We start from the raw sequence: 14,589 nt of genomic DNA, 5'->3' as shown, positions 1-14,589 counted from the left end.
CCGCCGCCTGCACGTCGCGTGCGGTGAGCCCGGAGTGAGCTACCGCCGTGCCTCGACGCTCGACGGCACCGCGTTCACCGCTCCGGTGCCACTGCCCGTCGACCAGGGGTTCGTCGGTACGTCCGCGTTCACCGTGTACGCGGACGGGCTCGCCCTGCTGTGGGCCGAGGACTCCGGAGGTCTCGCGCACCCGGTGACCAGCGACGACGGGGGTTCGACCTGGAGCGACGCCGAACTCCCGATCCGTGTCCTGCCGGAGCCCGGGCTGTGCACCGCACCCGGGTCACGGCGGCTCTTCATGGTCTACGGCGAGCGGTCGGGCGGGCCCGGTTCGTTCACGGTCGCCGCAGTGGACCCGGCCACGGCCGCCGTCGCGGACAGCGTGTCGGCGCCCACCCCCGTGCGTCCGGGCAGCACCGCGATCTGCCGCACGAACTACCACAACAGGCCGGGCCTGCACGTGGCCGTCAAGCACCAGGACGGGTTCACCGCTCGTACGACCTCCGCCGGGCTGGTGGCGTTCGGCGGGACGGAGGCATTCGGCGCCTCGGCGGCCGGTGTCTCGCTCGCGTTCGACGGTATCCGCGCGCCTGGGTCGCCTGGCGGCACGAGTTGTACCAGGAGGTCTGGGTCGCCCCCGCTTCCGGTCCGACGCGCTCACGTACGGCTGGCCCGGCACGATCACCCAATCCGTCGACGACGCCTTCTTCACCGGGTTCAACACGACCGGCCCCGACGGACGCCCCTACGACGCACAGGGCGACTACTTCGCCCTCAACCCCGGTGCTGCCCCGCTGCCCAAGCCCGTCGACGGGGCGCCGAAGATCCGGAGGAACTGCCGGCCGTGCCCGACGTCGGCGCCTCTACCGCTACCTCGACGACGAGCGCGTCGCCGCAGGACGGGGGCTGCACGAGCACCTCACCAAGAGGGTCCGTGACGAGGTCTATCTGGCACTGAACCAGGCCAAGGCCGATGGCTCCCCCTGGGTCGACATCGGGACCATCGGCATGGCGGCGCTCGTGCTGCTGCTCGCGGGCCCCGCGGCGGCCGCGGCCGCGGTACTGGGCATCACCCTGGAGAGCGTAACGGCCCTCAAAGTGCTGCTGGAGGACATGCCGGACGACGTCGCGACGCAGATGTGCAACACGTTCGCCAAGGACCGCGCCGACGAGACCGACGCCCCGTTGTGGGAAGAGCCCGGTGAGGGTGTCGCCGTGGCCCCCGACGACATCAAGGCCTTCTGGGACGCCCCGGACGCCTCCACGAGCAGCCCCGGGGTGTGGAGGGGCCTGTACGGGCACACCGAGGCGCTGCTCCTGACGCCGTGGCGGATGGAGGCCGGGCGCGTCCACCGGGTCGCCCGCTCGACGGGACCGGCCTACGTGACGGGACGGGTCCGCTACCGGGGGGATCCGGTCGAGGGTGCCCACGTCCGGTTCGGCTGCGAGTCGACGATGACGACCACGCGCGGCAGGCGTGAGCCGGGCTATGCGATCGCCGTCGCCGCGGGCCACTACGAGGTGGCCGCGAGTGCCTACTGGCCCGCGACGAAGCGGCAGCTCACCGGGCGCAGGGTCGTCCTGCTCACCCCGGGGGGACCAGTCCGGCCCGGTCGACATCGGTCTTGAGGACCCCCCCGAGTGGCGTCGGCTCGTACGCTGCACCACCGTGAAGATCGACACGGTGCGCCGCGTCGTGGTCGGCGAGGACGACTGGGCGCACAGCGCGATCAACGACCAGGCCTTCCTCGCCCGGGCGCCGGACACCTGGGGGGAGCCGCCCGCCGGAGCGGTGGTGGCGAGCTGGAAGAAGGCCTTCGTCGGTCATCACGCCCAAGGGTTTAACCTGATCTCGCCTGCCTGAGGAGTGCCTCGTGCCGGCTCAGCGACTGCCCGCGCAAAACGCTCGGCCGGGAAGTCCCGGCCGAGCGCCTGCATGAACCGCTCGCGGCCTGATCAGCACGACCACGTGTTGCAGTGACCCGTGGAGACCGCCGACCGGGAGGCCCAGGGCGCGTACCGGGCCGCGATCACGGGGTGGACGCCGTCACACTCCGGTCAGGGTGTACGTGCCCGTACCGTCCTGCCTGCCGCTGGTGTACTGGCGGATCAACTCCCCGTCCGCGTACCGGTCGTGCCCCATCATGGAGCCGGTGTACTTGTTCTGCAGACCGATCTTCGGGCTGCCGGGTACGTCGCGGTAGATGTAGAACCGCTGGAGGTCGTCCTCCCCGCAGGCGGCCGTCGTCAGGTAGGCCTGCTCCTGGTTGGCGATGTTCGCCGGGATGGTCGCGCATCCGCCGTTGCCCCAGTTCCACAGGGACGCCTCGAGGACTCCGTTGTTCTCCGTCACGTTGCACAGGCGCCAGTTGTCCAGGTGGGCGCTGAAGAACGTGGATTCGCGCAGGCGGATGCCGTCATTGGCCAGGAGCGGTGCGCTCCAGTTCAAGGGCTTGCCGGGTACGTCGATCTTGTAGGCGCCGGGCCTGCAGTCCAGGGCGGCTTGCGGGGCGGGCTTGGCGGCCCGGGTGGCCTGGGTGGCCTTCAGGCTCTGGGCGGCTGTGGCGGCGTTGTCGGCGTCGTGCTTGGCCTGGTCGGCCTTGGCCGAGGGGACGGGGCCGGCGTGGTGCTTCGCGGTGGCGGCGGGGGAGCCGCAGTCGAGAAGGTCCTGTGCCTTGCGCATGATGCTGCCGGCCGGGACGGTGTCCTCGCAGCGGACCGCGCCCTCTTCGAGGGTGGTGTAGGTGGTGTAGCTGCCGCTCTCGGGCCCATCGACCCACTTGGTGGCGTAGGTGCCGTTGCCGGTGTCGACGCGGTTGCAGTTCAGGCTGCCGTACTGCCCGGTGACCTTGCGGGTCCCCTCGTACAGGGCGTAGTAGCCGGGCCTGCGGAAGTCCCAGGAGATCGACTTGGACTCGCTGCTGGTGGTGCTGGAGGCCATCTGCACGTTCAGGCCCAGGCTCCCGCCCACCTGGCCGAGCAGCTCGACCTGGAAGCCGCCCTGGATGTTGGCGGAGAGGCCGACCTGGACCGTGACCACTGTCTGTGTACTGGTCTCGATCGTCTGGGAGCCCGTCGACCCCTCGGTGACGTACCAGCCCTTGAAATGCGTGATCGTCGGAACGACCTGCGTGGACTTGATGTACGGGTAGCGCTTGCCGAGGTCAGCGGGCGTACAGGAATCGCCGAGCTTGGGCTGACCGGCCGCCGGAGCGGCCGGGTTGGCCGGCTTGGCCGGAGCCGGGGCCGGTGCCGCCGTCGCCGTCGCCGTCGGGGCGGCAAGAGCGAAGGCAGCGACCGCGGTGAGGACGGTCAGCCCGCTCCTGCGGAGCCCGGATGATCGTGAATGACGCATCGTGTTCATCCCCCCTCGGACCAGGCTCCGCGTCGGGGCAGGCGGGAGTCCCGGCCGGTGGTGTGGTCGGTGTGATGCTGAGCGGTTCTTGATCAGGTCGAACTTAGCGTCGGCAACGGCGGAGTGACGATGACGGAATCAGACGGTCCGGGGGAGCAACCCGTGGCCAGTCATGGGCTGTTCGGCAGGATTGCCGTGAGTGGTTTCATCAGAGTTTCATTACGCACATCTAGTCCCTTGCGACCAGCCCGCAGATGGGCGGTCGGCCTTGAATCCATTGCCGTCCCCGCGACAGTCAGCGAGTGGCGCAGCAGTTCCTCATCATCCGCCGACGCTGCCGACCGCCGTCACATGGTCACGGCATCCGGCCAATTCGCGGATTCCAGAATCAAACGCCTTGGGCGGCCGGGGTGGCCCGGATATTTGTGCGCCGGCCCGAACGGCTCTATGAACGACGGAAGCAGGCCGCCAGCCGGTGGCCGACTGCGCCCCACGGCCGGCCCGGCAGCGCCCGCACGGCCCCGGGCTCATCCGGTACGCGTACCGAGACCGCATCAACCGGCACACACGGAGAAGAGGATGGCATGCCCATATCAGGCTTACGTCGCCACCGCAGAGGGCGGGACCGAAAGCCGAACAGGCTGCGCCGTGCCCTGTCAGGGGCGGCTGTGGCCGCGACGGCCGCCGCTGTCGCGTTCAGTGGTGGCACAGCGACGGCCGCCTCCGCGCCCGCGCATCCCGCCGACCGCGGGAGCGCCGTCACGGAAGGCCCGACGGAACACACCATTACGTCCAAGATGACCACGGTGCGGGTGACGGAGCTGGTCACCACGACCCCGGACCTCGCGGGCGACGTCACCGTGCGGCTGGCCGACGGGAAGACCATTCCCATCCCGGCGGCCCACAAGGACCTCGTGATGCGCCGCGCCGCCCAGCAGGCCGAGAGCCGGCTCAAGCCCGCCGAGCCCGTACCCTGCGGCATCACCTGGGTCAGGCTCAAGGAGAAGTCCAACCACCACCCGTTCGCCATGGAGACCGGGTTCGACGTCCTGGGCGGGTCGGCCATCGGCTACAGGTGGCTCGTCACCATCAAGGGGCCGAACAACTACGCCCACGAGTACACCAGTCAAGGCAACCTTGCCTTGCGCGGCAGCTGGCAGGGCGGCTACACGAGCGACAAGAACCAGGACGAGGGACTCTACACAGCCGAGATCGATGCCGGCGTATCCCACTTCCAGTTCCTGAACGGCGACATCTGCGTTGCGGAGCCGGCGCGCAGGACGGAGCGCCTCACCAAGCCGAAGGCCGCATGCCTGAAAATGATGCAGGCCAATTCCGGCGACGGGTGGATCCTCAACAGCACCCAGCCGGTCCCGCACCGCAACCAGACCGACCCGACCGGCCCGGCCGGTACCCGGGCAGCCGGGGCTCAGGCCTGCCTGCGGAAGAAACTCGGCGACGGCAGCCCGGCTTCGGGGGACATCACCGGCTGGCAGGATGCGCAGACCTTCGCCCGCCCTTACGCCGCTCCCGGTGCCCCGGCACCGTACGGGCTCGCCCGGTGTCACCTGATCGCCAGGATCCTCGGCGGGAAAGGGCAGACAGAGGACGGCGGGCAGAGCAACCTCGTGCCCTGCTGGCAGGTGGGAATGAACACCGGAACGCCCAGCATGCGGACCTACGAGACGGAAGTGAAGAACGCGGTTGACGCGGCCACCATGGGGCCCGATGATGCGGTCTACTTCCAGGTGACGCCCCTCTACAGGAACGATGCCAGCACGATCCCCACGGGCGTCACCATGAGCGCCGCGGTTCAGCGAGCAGACGGAACGCAGAGTCTGCTGCCCATCACCGGCGTCACCAACACCAAGGGGAACACCGGGCTGCTCAACCTCGGAAACTGATGCCAACCAGTTGGTGCCTACGGGAGCCGGCATGAGTCGCACCACCCCGCCGCGGCTGTTCGACGTCACGGCGCTCTTCCCTCGACTGGCCCCGCTGGCACGCACGGCTACCCGGCTGCACCCCCGCCCCGGATCCCCGTCCGTGCACGACAGCTCCGTCGGCGGGCCGCTGCTGTGGCCCGCCGACGAGCCGTGGCCGCACTGCGAGGAGCCGCACGAAGGACACGGTGCGAGCGCAGGCCCCTCACCAGCGGACGTACGGCTGCTGCGCCGCCACCGGGCGGCACTGGAAGACCGGCGGCGCCGCGAACCTCAGGGCCCCTGGGCCACTCCTGAAGAACTGGCGACCGACGCCCGGCTCCAGGCCGGCCGCCCGTGGCCCGAGGGCCCGACCGCCATGCTGCCCGTGGCCCAGCTGTACGTGCGTGACGTTCCTCAGCTCCGCACGCTCGGGCCGCCCGGGGCCGATCTCCTCCAGGTCCTCTGGTGTCCCTTCGACCACCCGGCGAACCCCAGGCCCGTACTGTTCTGGCGGTCCGCCGCCGAGGTCACCGATGTCCTCGGCGCTCCTCCCGAGCCCTCCGCGATCCAATTCGCCGACTACCTGCCCGATCCCTGCCTGTTCGCACCGGAGCAGGTCACCGAGTACCCGAACCACCTGGAGCTGAGCGAGGAGCTGCAGGAGCAGCTGGGCGACCGGAACAGGTGGCAGGCGGCCGGATCAGCGGTGGACAGCTCCTACGGGCCCGCCCCGCAGGAGTTCTACCTGAACCACCTCTCGGTCTCCCCCGGTTGGAAGGTCGGCGGCTGGAGCAGCTGGGGGCTCACCGACCCCGTGCCCCGGCGCTGCCCCGAGTGCGACACCGAGATGGCCCCGCTGCTGACGATCGCCTCGACCGAGTGGGACGGTGCCAGCGGGAGCTGGGCCCCCGTCGAGGACCGGGCCGGCGACACACCGCCCCTGCCGCAGGGAAATCCCCCGGCGAACTTCACCAGGGTCGTCCTCGCCGGGGGCTACGGCATGCAGGTTCACATCTGTCCGACATCCCCAGACCATCCGTGCATGGAACTGATTCAGTGAGGTCTTCTCGCGGCAGCACCTCGGTCGCGGCGTCCGCCCCGGGACCCGGGACGGTCCGGTCCGGTCCGTGATCCTCAGCCCGTCGCTCGCCGCGCCGGGCGACCGATGCGAGCGAACACCGGACGGCGGCCGGGCATTCCATGCCGAGTGACGACGGGACGCCCAGCTGCAAGGCCGAAGGACCTGCCCCCGCCCCCAGCCGTTCGGCCTCTTGGGAGTAGGGCGATACGCCCTAGCCCGCCGGCGTCGGTCCGGCAGCGGGGTGGAGTCCTCGGCAGAGCAGGCCGAACCCCTGGACCACGGCCGACACCACGGCGTCGCGGGCCCCCTCGGGCGCTTCGCCGGCCATGATGCGCCGCCGGAGCTCGCGCAGCGCCGCGCGGTGCGTGCCGGCGACGGCCCCCGCGAGGAGCGCGGGCGGCGGGGGGGCGGGGTGGCCGGAGGCGTCCGCGGGGTGCGGCGGATGCCCGGTGAGGGCGGCCGCCAAGGCGGCTTCGGCGCGTTCGCCGATCTCGCGCTCGCGGGCGAGCAGGGCCGGGCTGTCCAGGACCACCTGCCAGAACGCGGTCGCCCCGGGCTGCAGCCCGAGCATCGGATGGTTCTCCCGGAGGCCGGACAGCAGGTCCTCTCGGACGGCCTCGACCGGGCAGGTGCCGGGCGCCCGGTCGCGCACCACGGCGGCCAGGTGTTCCTCGGCCTCCGCCCCGCGGTCGAAGAACAAGTCCTCCTTGGCCGGGAAGTAGTTGAACACGGTGTTGGTGGACACGCCCGCGCGCCGTGCCACTTCGGCGACCGTCACCCGGTCGAAGCCGTACTCCAGGAACAGGGGCAGGGCCGCGTCGGCGATCGCCGTACGGGTCTGCTGCTTCTTGATCTCTCTGAGTCCCACACCCCACATGATAGTGTCACCACAAAATTGGAGTGACACCAATATTGTTGGAACCTGGAGGACTGACATGGCCATGACCTTCGGTATCTATCCCGGCGGTCTCCTCGGGGACGAGCAGGGCATCGTCCATCCCGTCTCCCCCGACGACCCCGAGCGCATCAACGCCGCCCTCGACGCACTGCAGGGCGACGCGGACACGCTCTCGGTGCGCGCCTACCGCTCGTTCGCCAAGACCGTGACCCCGTACGGGCCCACGCCCGCCGATCCGCAGGCCTGTCTCCGGCGCGGCCGCACCCTGGACCTCGTGCTGCAGTTCCGCGAACCCTCCGGCCGGCTGGACGGCTGGACGGAGTTCGTCCGCGGGGCCGTCCGGGACGGGGGGCCCGGCCTGGCCCGCGTCCAGATCTGCGAGGAGCCCAACCTCGACCTCCCGCCCGTCGACGGCAGCACCCCCAACGTGCTGAACGCGCTGGTCCAGGGCGTGGTCGCAGCCAAGGAGGAGGCCCGCTCCCTCGGCCGCCGCGTGGCCGTCGGCTTCAACGCCGTCCCGTCCTTCGACCCCGCCGACACCTTCTGGTCCGACCTGGGAGCCCTGGCCGGCCCGGCCTTTCGGCAGAGCCTGGACTACGTCGGACTGGACTTCTTCCCCGACGTGTTCCGCCCCGTCGCCCCCGGCCGGCTCGCGGACGCGGTCACCGCCGTCCTCACCTCGTACCGCCGTACCTGCCTGCCGAAGGCGGGCATCCCCGACACCGTCCCGATCCGCATCTGCGAAAACGGCTGGCCCACCGGCCCCGGACGCACCGAGCAGCACCAGGCCGCCACACTGGACACCGTCATCCGGACCACGGCCGCCCTCGCCGCCGAACTGAACATCGACGGCTACTCGCTCTTCGCCCTGCGGGACGCCGACAGCCGCGCCGAGGGACTCTTCTCCCACTTCGGCCTGCTGTACGACGACTACACCCCGAAGCCGGCCTTCGAGGCCTACGGGCGTCTCATCGCGGAACTGGGCGTCAGTGGAGTTCGAGGGTGCAGCATTTGACGCTGCCGCCCGCCTTGAGGAGTTCGGTGATGTCGACTCCGATCGGCTCGAAGCCGCGTTCCCTCAGGCGCTCCTTGAGGTGCACGGCGGCGTCCGGGAGGAAGACGTGGCGGCCGTCGGACAGGGCGTTGAGGCCGAAGACCCCGGCGTCCTCGGCCGTCGCGAGGACGGCGTCCGGGAACAGCTCGCGCAGGACGCTCCTGCTGCCCGGGGTGAACGCCTCGGGGTAGTACATGATCTCCGTGTCGGAGAGCACGGCCAGTGCGGTGTCCAGGTGGTAGAACTGGGGGTCCACCAGGGTCAGCCCGATCACCGGGAGCCCGAAGAACTCCTGGGCCTCGGCGTGCGAGCGGGGGTCGGTCCGGAAGCCGGTGCCCGCCAGCACCGTGCGCCCGACCAGCAGGTAGTCGCCGGCGCCCTCGTTGATGTGCTCGGGCCAGTGGACGTGACCGTAGCCGTGCTCGACGAACCAGGAGAGGTACGCCGGGCCTTCCGCGGTGCGCTCCACGTGCCGGAACCTGGCTCCGAGCACGCGGCCGTCGATCACGGTCGCACCGTTCGCGGCGAAGACCATGTCGGGGAGACCGGGGAGCGGATCGATCACCTCGACGGTGTGGCCCAAACTCTCGTAGAGGTTCTTGAGTTCCAGCCACTGGGCTTGGGCCAGCGAAGCGTCCACCGGCTCGGCCGGGTCCATCCACGGGTTGATCGAGTACGTCACGTGGAAGTGCCGCGGTGGGCACATCAGGAAGCGCCGGGGGGTGGCGGTCCGCGTCGGGGGTGTGGCGGTGGTCGGCAAAAGGGGCTTCTCGCTCTTCGAATGGTGCGCCGGGGTGGTGGGGGGGGCGGGGAGAGGGGTGTTCGGCCGCTCTCCCCGGAGGCCGTCAGGCTTCGCCGCGCCGGTACGTGGCCGTCAGCCCGGTGTCGAAGCCGAGTTCGGACTGCATCCGGTGCAGGTCCCTGCGCTTGATGCCGGCGGGGATGACCGTGATGCGGTCGGCGAACCAGGCCAGGACCTCCTGCGACCTCTTGTGGAACTCCTCCAGCGTGTCCGTCGTGATGACGACCTCGCCGATGCGCTTGGTGGTGTCGGAGTTCGCCGGCAGGGAAGCGCCCACCAGGTGGCCGAGCAGTACGTACTCGACGTCGGGGAGGCTCATGACCTCGTCCCGGGACGGCACGGCGAGGAGCAGTCCCGGTGACGTCGTGATGTACGTGCCGCCCACGATCCCGGGGCGCACGTCGGCAGTCACGTCCGGGGCTTCACCGAGCGCCAGCGACAGCGCGGCATCGCCGAGGTCGACGCCGAACTTCGCCTCGACCTGTTCCTGCACGAAGCCGCCCCGGCGCGCGGCGCACTCGCTGAAGGACACCTCGCCCTCGTGGTGGAACAGCTCCATGTGGAAGATGCCGTCGGTCAGTTCCAGCGCCTCCAGCGCCGCGCGGACGACGGGCTCCGCGAGCCGGAACGCCCACTCCTCCGTCGTGGGGTCGAACCGGCGGTCCTGCATGGTCGCCTGCGACTCGACCACGGCCAGGCAGGTGTCGGTGTACTCCGCGACGGACATGAAGCGGACCTCGCCGTCGTGGACGACGCCGTCGACCAGCCACTCGTCCCCCCGCTGGAACTCCTCCACCACGAAGGTGCGCGCGGAGCCCGCCTCCGACCGGAAGCGGCGTACGGTCTTGCGCAGTTCGTCCGTGCTGCGCACCGTGGCCGTCTGCCGGGTCGCGGCGCCGGTGACGGGCTTGATGACGCCCGCCTCGAACGGCAGCTCGGGGATCTCCTCGTCGTGGATGTCCTCCAGGACGAAGGCCCGGGCGGTGCGGATGCCCCGGGCCCGCACGGCTTCCTTCTGCGCGAACTTGTCGCGGAAGCGGACCGCCACGGCCGGCGGTATCCCCGGGGCGCCGAGGGCCTTCGCGAGGACGGCGACGTTGATGAGGGCGTACTCGTTCGTGGTGCTCACCGAGGCGAAGCGCTCTTCGCCCAGGCCCGCCCGGGTGAGTGCGGTCAGCACCGCCTCGGCGCTGCACTCGTCCTCGACGAAGACGGCGGTGACGCAGTCCGGGAGGTCCGGGATCCCGCTGTCCCTCCAGTACGGGCCGTAGACGACGACGGCGGGGATGCCGCGCAGGCCGCATGCGCGCAGAACGTAGCGGTCGACCCCTACGAACAGGGGGCGTAGGCGCGAAGTCATGGTGTCGAACCTTCCAGTGCGGCGTCGGCCGGAAGACGGTCCCCGGTCAGGGCGGTACCGGGTGGCGGTCGCCGGCTGTCCGCGGGAGTCTTCGGTCGAGCGGGGCCAGTGCCCGCAGGGAGGAGCGGTGAGCCGGAGCGCGGCCACCGGACGAGGAAGGCCCGCCCGCTCGGCAGCACCCGGGAATCCCCATTCCCGGGCAACCTTCGTTTCGCCCTCAAGTCCCTGGTAATTACACGGCCATAGGTCTATTGAGTTGCCAGCTAACACCATCGCCGCGCCGCAGGTCCCGCATCCCGCCTGTGATGATCATCACAGGAAAGCGGGGTTGGACTCGACTCGCCGGACAGGGCAGTCTCGTGTTTTACCGCAGTCGGGGTGAAGTACGAGGAAACTCCCCCTCATTTCTGCTTCCGGTGCATTCACCGGGTCGCTTCCGGTTGCCGGGCGACGGGACCGCGATAACGGCTGCGATGTTCTGATTTCTCGTCATTCGACCGCTCTTCGCGGTGAATTCATTGGCTGATGACCGGGACCGGGCTCATCCTGCGCGCCCCGGATTCCTGCCACGTTCAGGCCACCAGAATGAAGGAAGCGTGCCTGCCATGACCGCACCGGACCCGTTCGCCATCGCCCCCACCGACAGCCGCGTCGCGGGGATCGCCAACCACGCCCGCCAGTACGCCGCCACCTCCGGGGGCGAGGGCCATGACTGGCAGGGCGCCGAGACCCTGCTGCTGACCACCGTCGGCCGCCGCAGCGGCCTGCCGCGGCGCACCGTCGTCATCTACGGCCGCCACATGGACGCCTACGTCGTGGTCGCCTCCAACCTCGGCGCGGACAACCACCCCGACTGGTACCTCAACCTCCAGCGGCACGACACGGCCCTCGTCCAGGTCCGCGACCGGCAGTTCACCGTGCGGGCCCGCACCGCGACCGGCGAGGAGCACGGACACCTGTGGAAGCTGATGACCGGCCTGTGGCCCGCCTACGACACGTACCAGGAGGCGACCCCGCGCCCGATCCCGACCGTCATCCTCCAGCCGCAGTCCTGACGCCGCCCCGTGTGCACCGTCACCCGTACCCCTCCAGGCCAGCCCACATGACGCCCATGCCCCCACTGTTCACACCCGTGCCCGAGGTCGAGGCGGCCGCGCTGTGCGCCGCCGAGCACGCCGCCGACACCGACCGGGCGGGCCGGCTGCCCGACGCCGTCGTCGAGGCCCTCGTCGGCACCGGTCTGCTCGCCCACTTCGTCCCCCGTGCCTTCGGCGGCGCCGCAGGACGGTTCGGCGACTCACTGCCCGCCCTGCTGCGCCTGGCCGAGGCAGACCCGTCCGCCGGATGGTGCGCCGCGGTCATGACCTCCATGAGCCGGATGGCCGCATTCCTGCCGCCCGCGGGTCAGCGGGCCGTGTGGGCGCACGGCCCCCAGGTGCCCATGGCCGGCACCCTGCAGCCGGCCGGCAAGGCCACGCCCGCCCCGGGCGGCTGGCTGCTGTCCGGACGGTGGCCCTACTGCAGCGGCGTCCACCACGCCCGATGGGCGCTGCTGTCCGCCGTGCCCGACGGCGCTCCGGGCCCGCGGTTCCTGCTCGTGCCCCGCTCGGCGTGGACCACCGAGCCGACCTGGAGCGGGGCGGTCGGCCTGCGGGGCACCGGCAGCGACACCCTCGTCCTCGACGACGAGGTGTTCGTGCCCGAGGAGCACTCCTTCACCCGCGAGCAGCTGTTCACGCCCGCCTCCCCGCCCGCGGACGGCGACTGTTACCGCGTGCCGCACGAGGCGATCAGCGGCCTCTTCTTCGCCCTTCCGCTGCTCGGCACCGCACGCGCGGCGCTGGCCGCGTGGACCGCAAGCGCGAGCCGGAACCCGTCGGCGGGGTGGTTGCGCGCCGGCGACGCGGCACTGGCGACCGCCTCCGGGAAGATCGACGCCGCGGATCTCCTGCTGCGCCGGGCGGCCCGTACCTGCGACGAGCCCGACGCGCTCACGCCGCTGCTCGCCGCCCGCTGCCGCCGCGACCACGCCACCGCCGCCGGGCTCCTGAACGAAGCGGTCCAGGACCTCTTCCAGAGCGCGGGGGTGGGTGCCACCACCGGCACGGGAGCGCTGTCGCGGCTGTGGCGGGACGCCGGCATGGCAGCGCTGCATCCCTCGCTCGCCGTCCCGCCGGCCGCCCAGGCGTACGCCGGTTCCCTGCTCCGGCGCGACGGATAGGCGGCGGATAGGCGACGAGCAGTCGGCGGACGAGCAGTCGGCGGAAGACGGAAGGCGGACGGCCCCGTACGCCCGGCACTGGTGCCGGGCGTACGGGGCCGTCCCTCCTGTCCTTACTCCCCGGCGTCGATGGCGGGTCGACGCACCTCGATCTCGGCGCCGGTCTGCTTGAACGATTCCGCCGACACGGGGGCCAGCACCGCGTCCCGGTGGAAGTCCCGGAGGTTCGTGGAGCCGCAGCTGATCATGGTGGAGATCAGCTTCGCGCGGGTGCGCTCCACGTTGTCGTACAGGCTGCCCGCGTACGGGACGTAGCCGTCGACGCCCTCCTCGAAGACCATCTGGCCGCGCTGGCCGTAGCGGGCCGCGTTCTGCGCGCGCCGCGAGCCCTCACCCCAGTACTCCTTGTACCACTGGCCGCCGATCTGGAGCTTGCGCGAGGGGCTCTCGTCGAGCCGGGCGAAGTAGCGGCCGAGCATGATGAAGTCCGCGCCCATCGCCAGGGCCATCGCCATGTGCGAGTCGTTGAGCAGACCACCGTCGCAGCACAGCGGCACGTACACGCCGGTCTCCTGGGCGTACGCGTCGCGCGCCTCGACCACGTCGAGCAGCGCGGAGGCCTGGCCCCGGCCGATGCCCTTCTGCTCGCGCGTGGTGCAGATGGCGCCGCCGCCGATGCCCACCTTCACGAACGCCGCGCCCGCGTCGGCCAGGTAGCGGAACGCCCGGCCGTCGACGACGTTGCCCGCGCCGACGAAGACGTCGTCGCCGTACTTCTCCCGGGCGAACTCCAGGGTCTTCGCCTGGTACACGGAATAGCCGTCGGAGGAGTCCAGGCACAGCACGTCCGCGCCGGCCTCCACCAGGGCGGGAATGCGGTCCCGGTAGTCGCGCGAGTTGATGCCGGCGCCCACGCGCAGGCGCTTCTCGCCGTCCACCGTCGCGCGGTGGTACGTCTTGTGGGCCTGGTAGTCCCGCTTGAGGACCAGGGAGGCGATGCGGTCGTCCTCGAGCACGGGCAGCACGTCCAGGTGGTGCTTCCAGATGAGCTCGTTGGCCTCGGACAGCGTGACGGAGGCGGGAGCGGTGACGAGGTCGGCGCGGCCGCGCATGCGGTTGCCGGCGCTCTCCGAAGCCCCGTGCCGCTCCAGGTGGAAGTCGTCGAGGCTGATGATGCCGAGGAACTCGCCGTCCACGGCGCCGTTCTGCGTGACCACGGCCACGCCCTGCTCCGTCTCCGAGAGGCGGTGGGCGACCTCGCCGAGGGGCGTCTGCGGCGATACGGTGACCTCGCTGGTGCGGAAGCCGGCCTTGTGCCGCTTGACGGCCAGGACGTCCGCGGTCTGGTCCTCGACCGACTGGTTCTGGTGGATGAACGACAGCCCGCCGACCTGCGCCAGCGCCACCGCCAGCGTCGGTGACGACACCGCCTGCATGACGGCGCTCACCATGGGCGTGGCGATCCGTACGCGCGCCTCCTCGCCGAGCCGGTGACGCACCAGGGGCGCTCCGAGATCCACGTTGTCCGGCGTGCAGGCCTCGGTGGTCAGGCCGGGGATCAGGAGGTATTCGCTCAGCGTACGAGAGATCTCAGGGAGGATTTTCACGTCGTCTCCAGAAAGGAGCCTGCAAAACACCGGTGAGGTCGGTGAGGCTCGTTCGGGCAGTGCAGATTGTCGCCACCCGGTAGCGCACAATCAGAAGGAAAGCGCTCCTGGGAAATCCTGGGAGCGGGCACGCCCGGCGTGAACAAGTGCTTGCGCGCGCGGCCCAATCGACAGCGCGGTAACCACAGGTTCAACCTGCACGGTGCGGCACAGGCGCTGACTTCCATTACGCCATACGAGATGATACCGCACCGCACGTCCGCCTGTTGGACGGCCAATTGCCCTT

General features: G+C 70.8%; 12 protein-coding genes. 7 read left to right on the top strand and 5 right to left on the bottom strand.

The annotated features are described in order from the left end of the window. The first annotated feature begins 783 nt into the window (after nt 1–783). Both OG553_RS37150 and OG553_RS37145 read left to right on the top strand, forming a co-directional pair. Nucleotides 784–1,629, top strand: coding sequence for a hypothetical protein (locus OG553_RS37150; protein ID WP_331728551.1), 846 nt, complete (start codon nt 784–786; stop codon nt 1,627–1,629). Nucleotides 1,630–1,669: 40 nt separating this feature from the next. Beyond that, on the top strand, nt 1,670–1,864 hold the full coding sequence (locus OG553_RS37145) for a hypothetical protein (RefSeq protein ID WP_331728548.1): 195 nt from the start codon (nt 1,670–1,672) through the stop codon (nt 1,862–1,864). A 183-nt stretch (nt 1,865–2,047) separates the two neighbouring features. On the opposite strand, the gene OG553_RS37140 is transcribed toward OG553_RS37145, so the two are convergent. Continuing rightward, a complete protein-coding gene (locus tag OG553_RS37140) occupies nt 2,048–3,355 on the bottom strand; it encodes a hypothetical protein (protein WP_331728722.1) in 1,308 nt (435 codons plus the stop codon). Nucleotides 3,356–4,023: 668 nt separating this feature from the next. Here OG553_RS37140 and OG553_RS37135 point away from each other — a divergent pair. Both OG553_RS37135 and OG553_RS37130 read left to right on the top strand, forming a co-directional pair. Beyond that, nucleotides 4,024–5,259 carry a DNA/RNA non-specific endonuclease gene (locus OG553_RS37135; protein ID WP_331728545.1) on the top strand — a complete coding sequence of 412 codons (1,236 nt, stop codon included), beginning with the start codon at nt 4,024–4,026 and terminating at the stop codon, nt 5,257–5,259. A 31-nt stretch (nt 5,260–5,290) separates the two neighbouring features. Next, complete coding sequence (locus OG553_RS37130) at nt 5,291–6,340, top strand: hypothetical protein (RefSeq protein WP_331728541.1); 1,050 nt, start codon at nt 5,291–5,293, stop codon at nt 6,338–6,340. Between the two features lie 232 nt (nt 6,341–6,572). Here OG553_RS37130 and OG553_RS37125 read toward each other — a convergent pair whose 3' ends face one another. Next, a complete protein-coding gene (locus OG553_RS37125) occupies nt 6,573–7,229 on the bottom strand; it encodes a TetR/AcrR family transcriptional regulator (protein WP_405983255.1) in 657 nt (218 codons plus the stop codon). A gap of 67 nt (nt 7,230–7,296) precedes the next feature. Here OG553_RS37125 and OG553_RS37120 point away from each other — a divergent pair, with 67 nt between their 5' ends. Then, nucleotides 7,297–8,274: a hypothetical protein gene (locus OG553_RS37120; protein ID WP_331728537.1), complete on the top strand. Its 978-nt coding sequence runs from the start codon at nt 7,297–7,299 to the stop codon at nt 8,272–8,274. Here the strand turns inward: OG553_RS37120 and ddaH are convergent. Beyond that, entirely contained in the window at nt 8,246–9,019 is a 774-nt protein-coding gene (gene ddaH / locus OG553_RS37115; protein ID WP_331728719.1) for a dimethylargininase, read from the bottom strand. The two genes, OG553_RS37120 and ddaH, sit on opposite strands and share 29 nt — an antisense overlap. 139 nt (nt 9,020–9,158) lie before the next feature. Next, on the bottom strand, nt 9,159–10,475 hold the full coding sequence (locus tag OG553_RS37110) for an ATP-grasp domain-containing protein (protein ID WP_331728534.1): 1,317 nt from the start codon (nt 10,473–10,475) through the stop codon (nt 9,159–9,161). A 605-nt stretch (nt 10,476–11,080) separates the two neighbouring features. Between OG553_RS37110 and OG553_RS37105 the strand changes: the two genes are divergently transcribed. Both OG553_RS37105 and OG553_RS37100 read left to right on the top strand, forming a co-directional pair. After that, complete coding sequence (locus tag OG553_RS37105) at nt 11,081–11,530, top strand: nitroreductase family deazaflavin-dependent oxidoreductase (RefSeq protein WP_331728531.1); 450 nt, start codon at nt 11,081–11,083, stop codon at nt 11,528–11,530. Nucleotides 11,531–11,586: 56 nt separating this feature from the next. Then, nucleotides 11,587–12,696, top strand: a complete 1,110-nt coding sequence (locus tag OG553_RS37100) for an acyl-CoA dehydrogenase family protein (protein WP_331728528.1) — start codon at nt 11,587–11,589, stop codon at nt 12,694–12,696. A 113-nt stretch (nt 12,697–12,809) separates the two neighbouring features. Here the strand turns inward: OG553_RS37100 and OG553_RS37095 are convergent, their stop codons facing one another. Next, nucleotides 12,810–14,303: an IMP dehydrogenase gene (locus tag OG553_RS37095; protein ID WP_331728526.1), complete on the bottom strand. Its 1,494-nt coding sequence runs from the start codon at nt 14,301–14,303 to the stop codon at nt 12,810–12,812. Nucleotides 14,304–14,589 lie beyond the last annotated feature (286 nt).

This window comes from Streptomyces sp. NBC_00158, from assembly GCF_045160885.1.
Classification (GTDB): domain Bacteria; phylum Actinomycetota; class Actinomycetes; order Streptomycetales; family Streptomycetaceae; genus Streptomyces.
The sequence above is the reverse complement of the archived record's forward strand: the minus strand, read 5'-3'. Positions and strand labels throughout refer to the sequence as shown.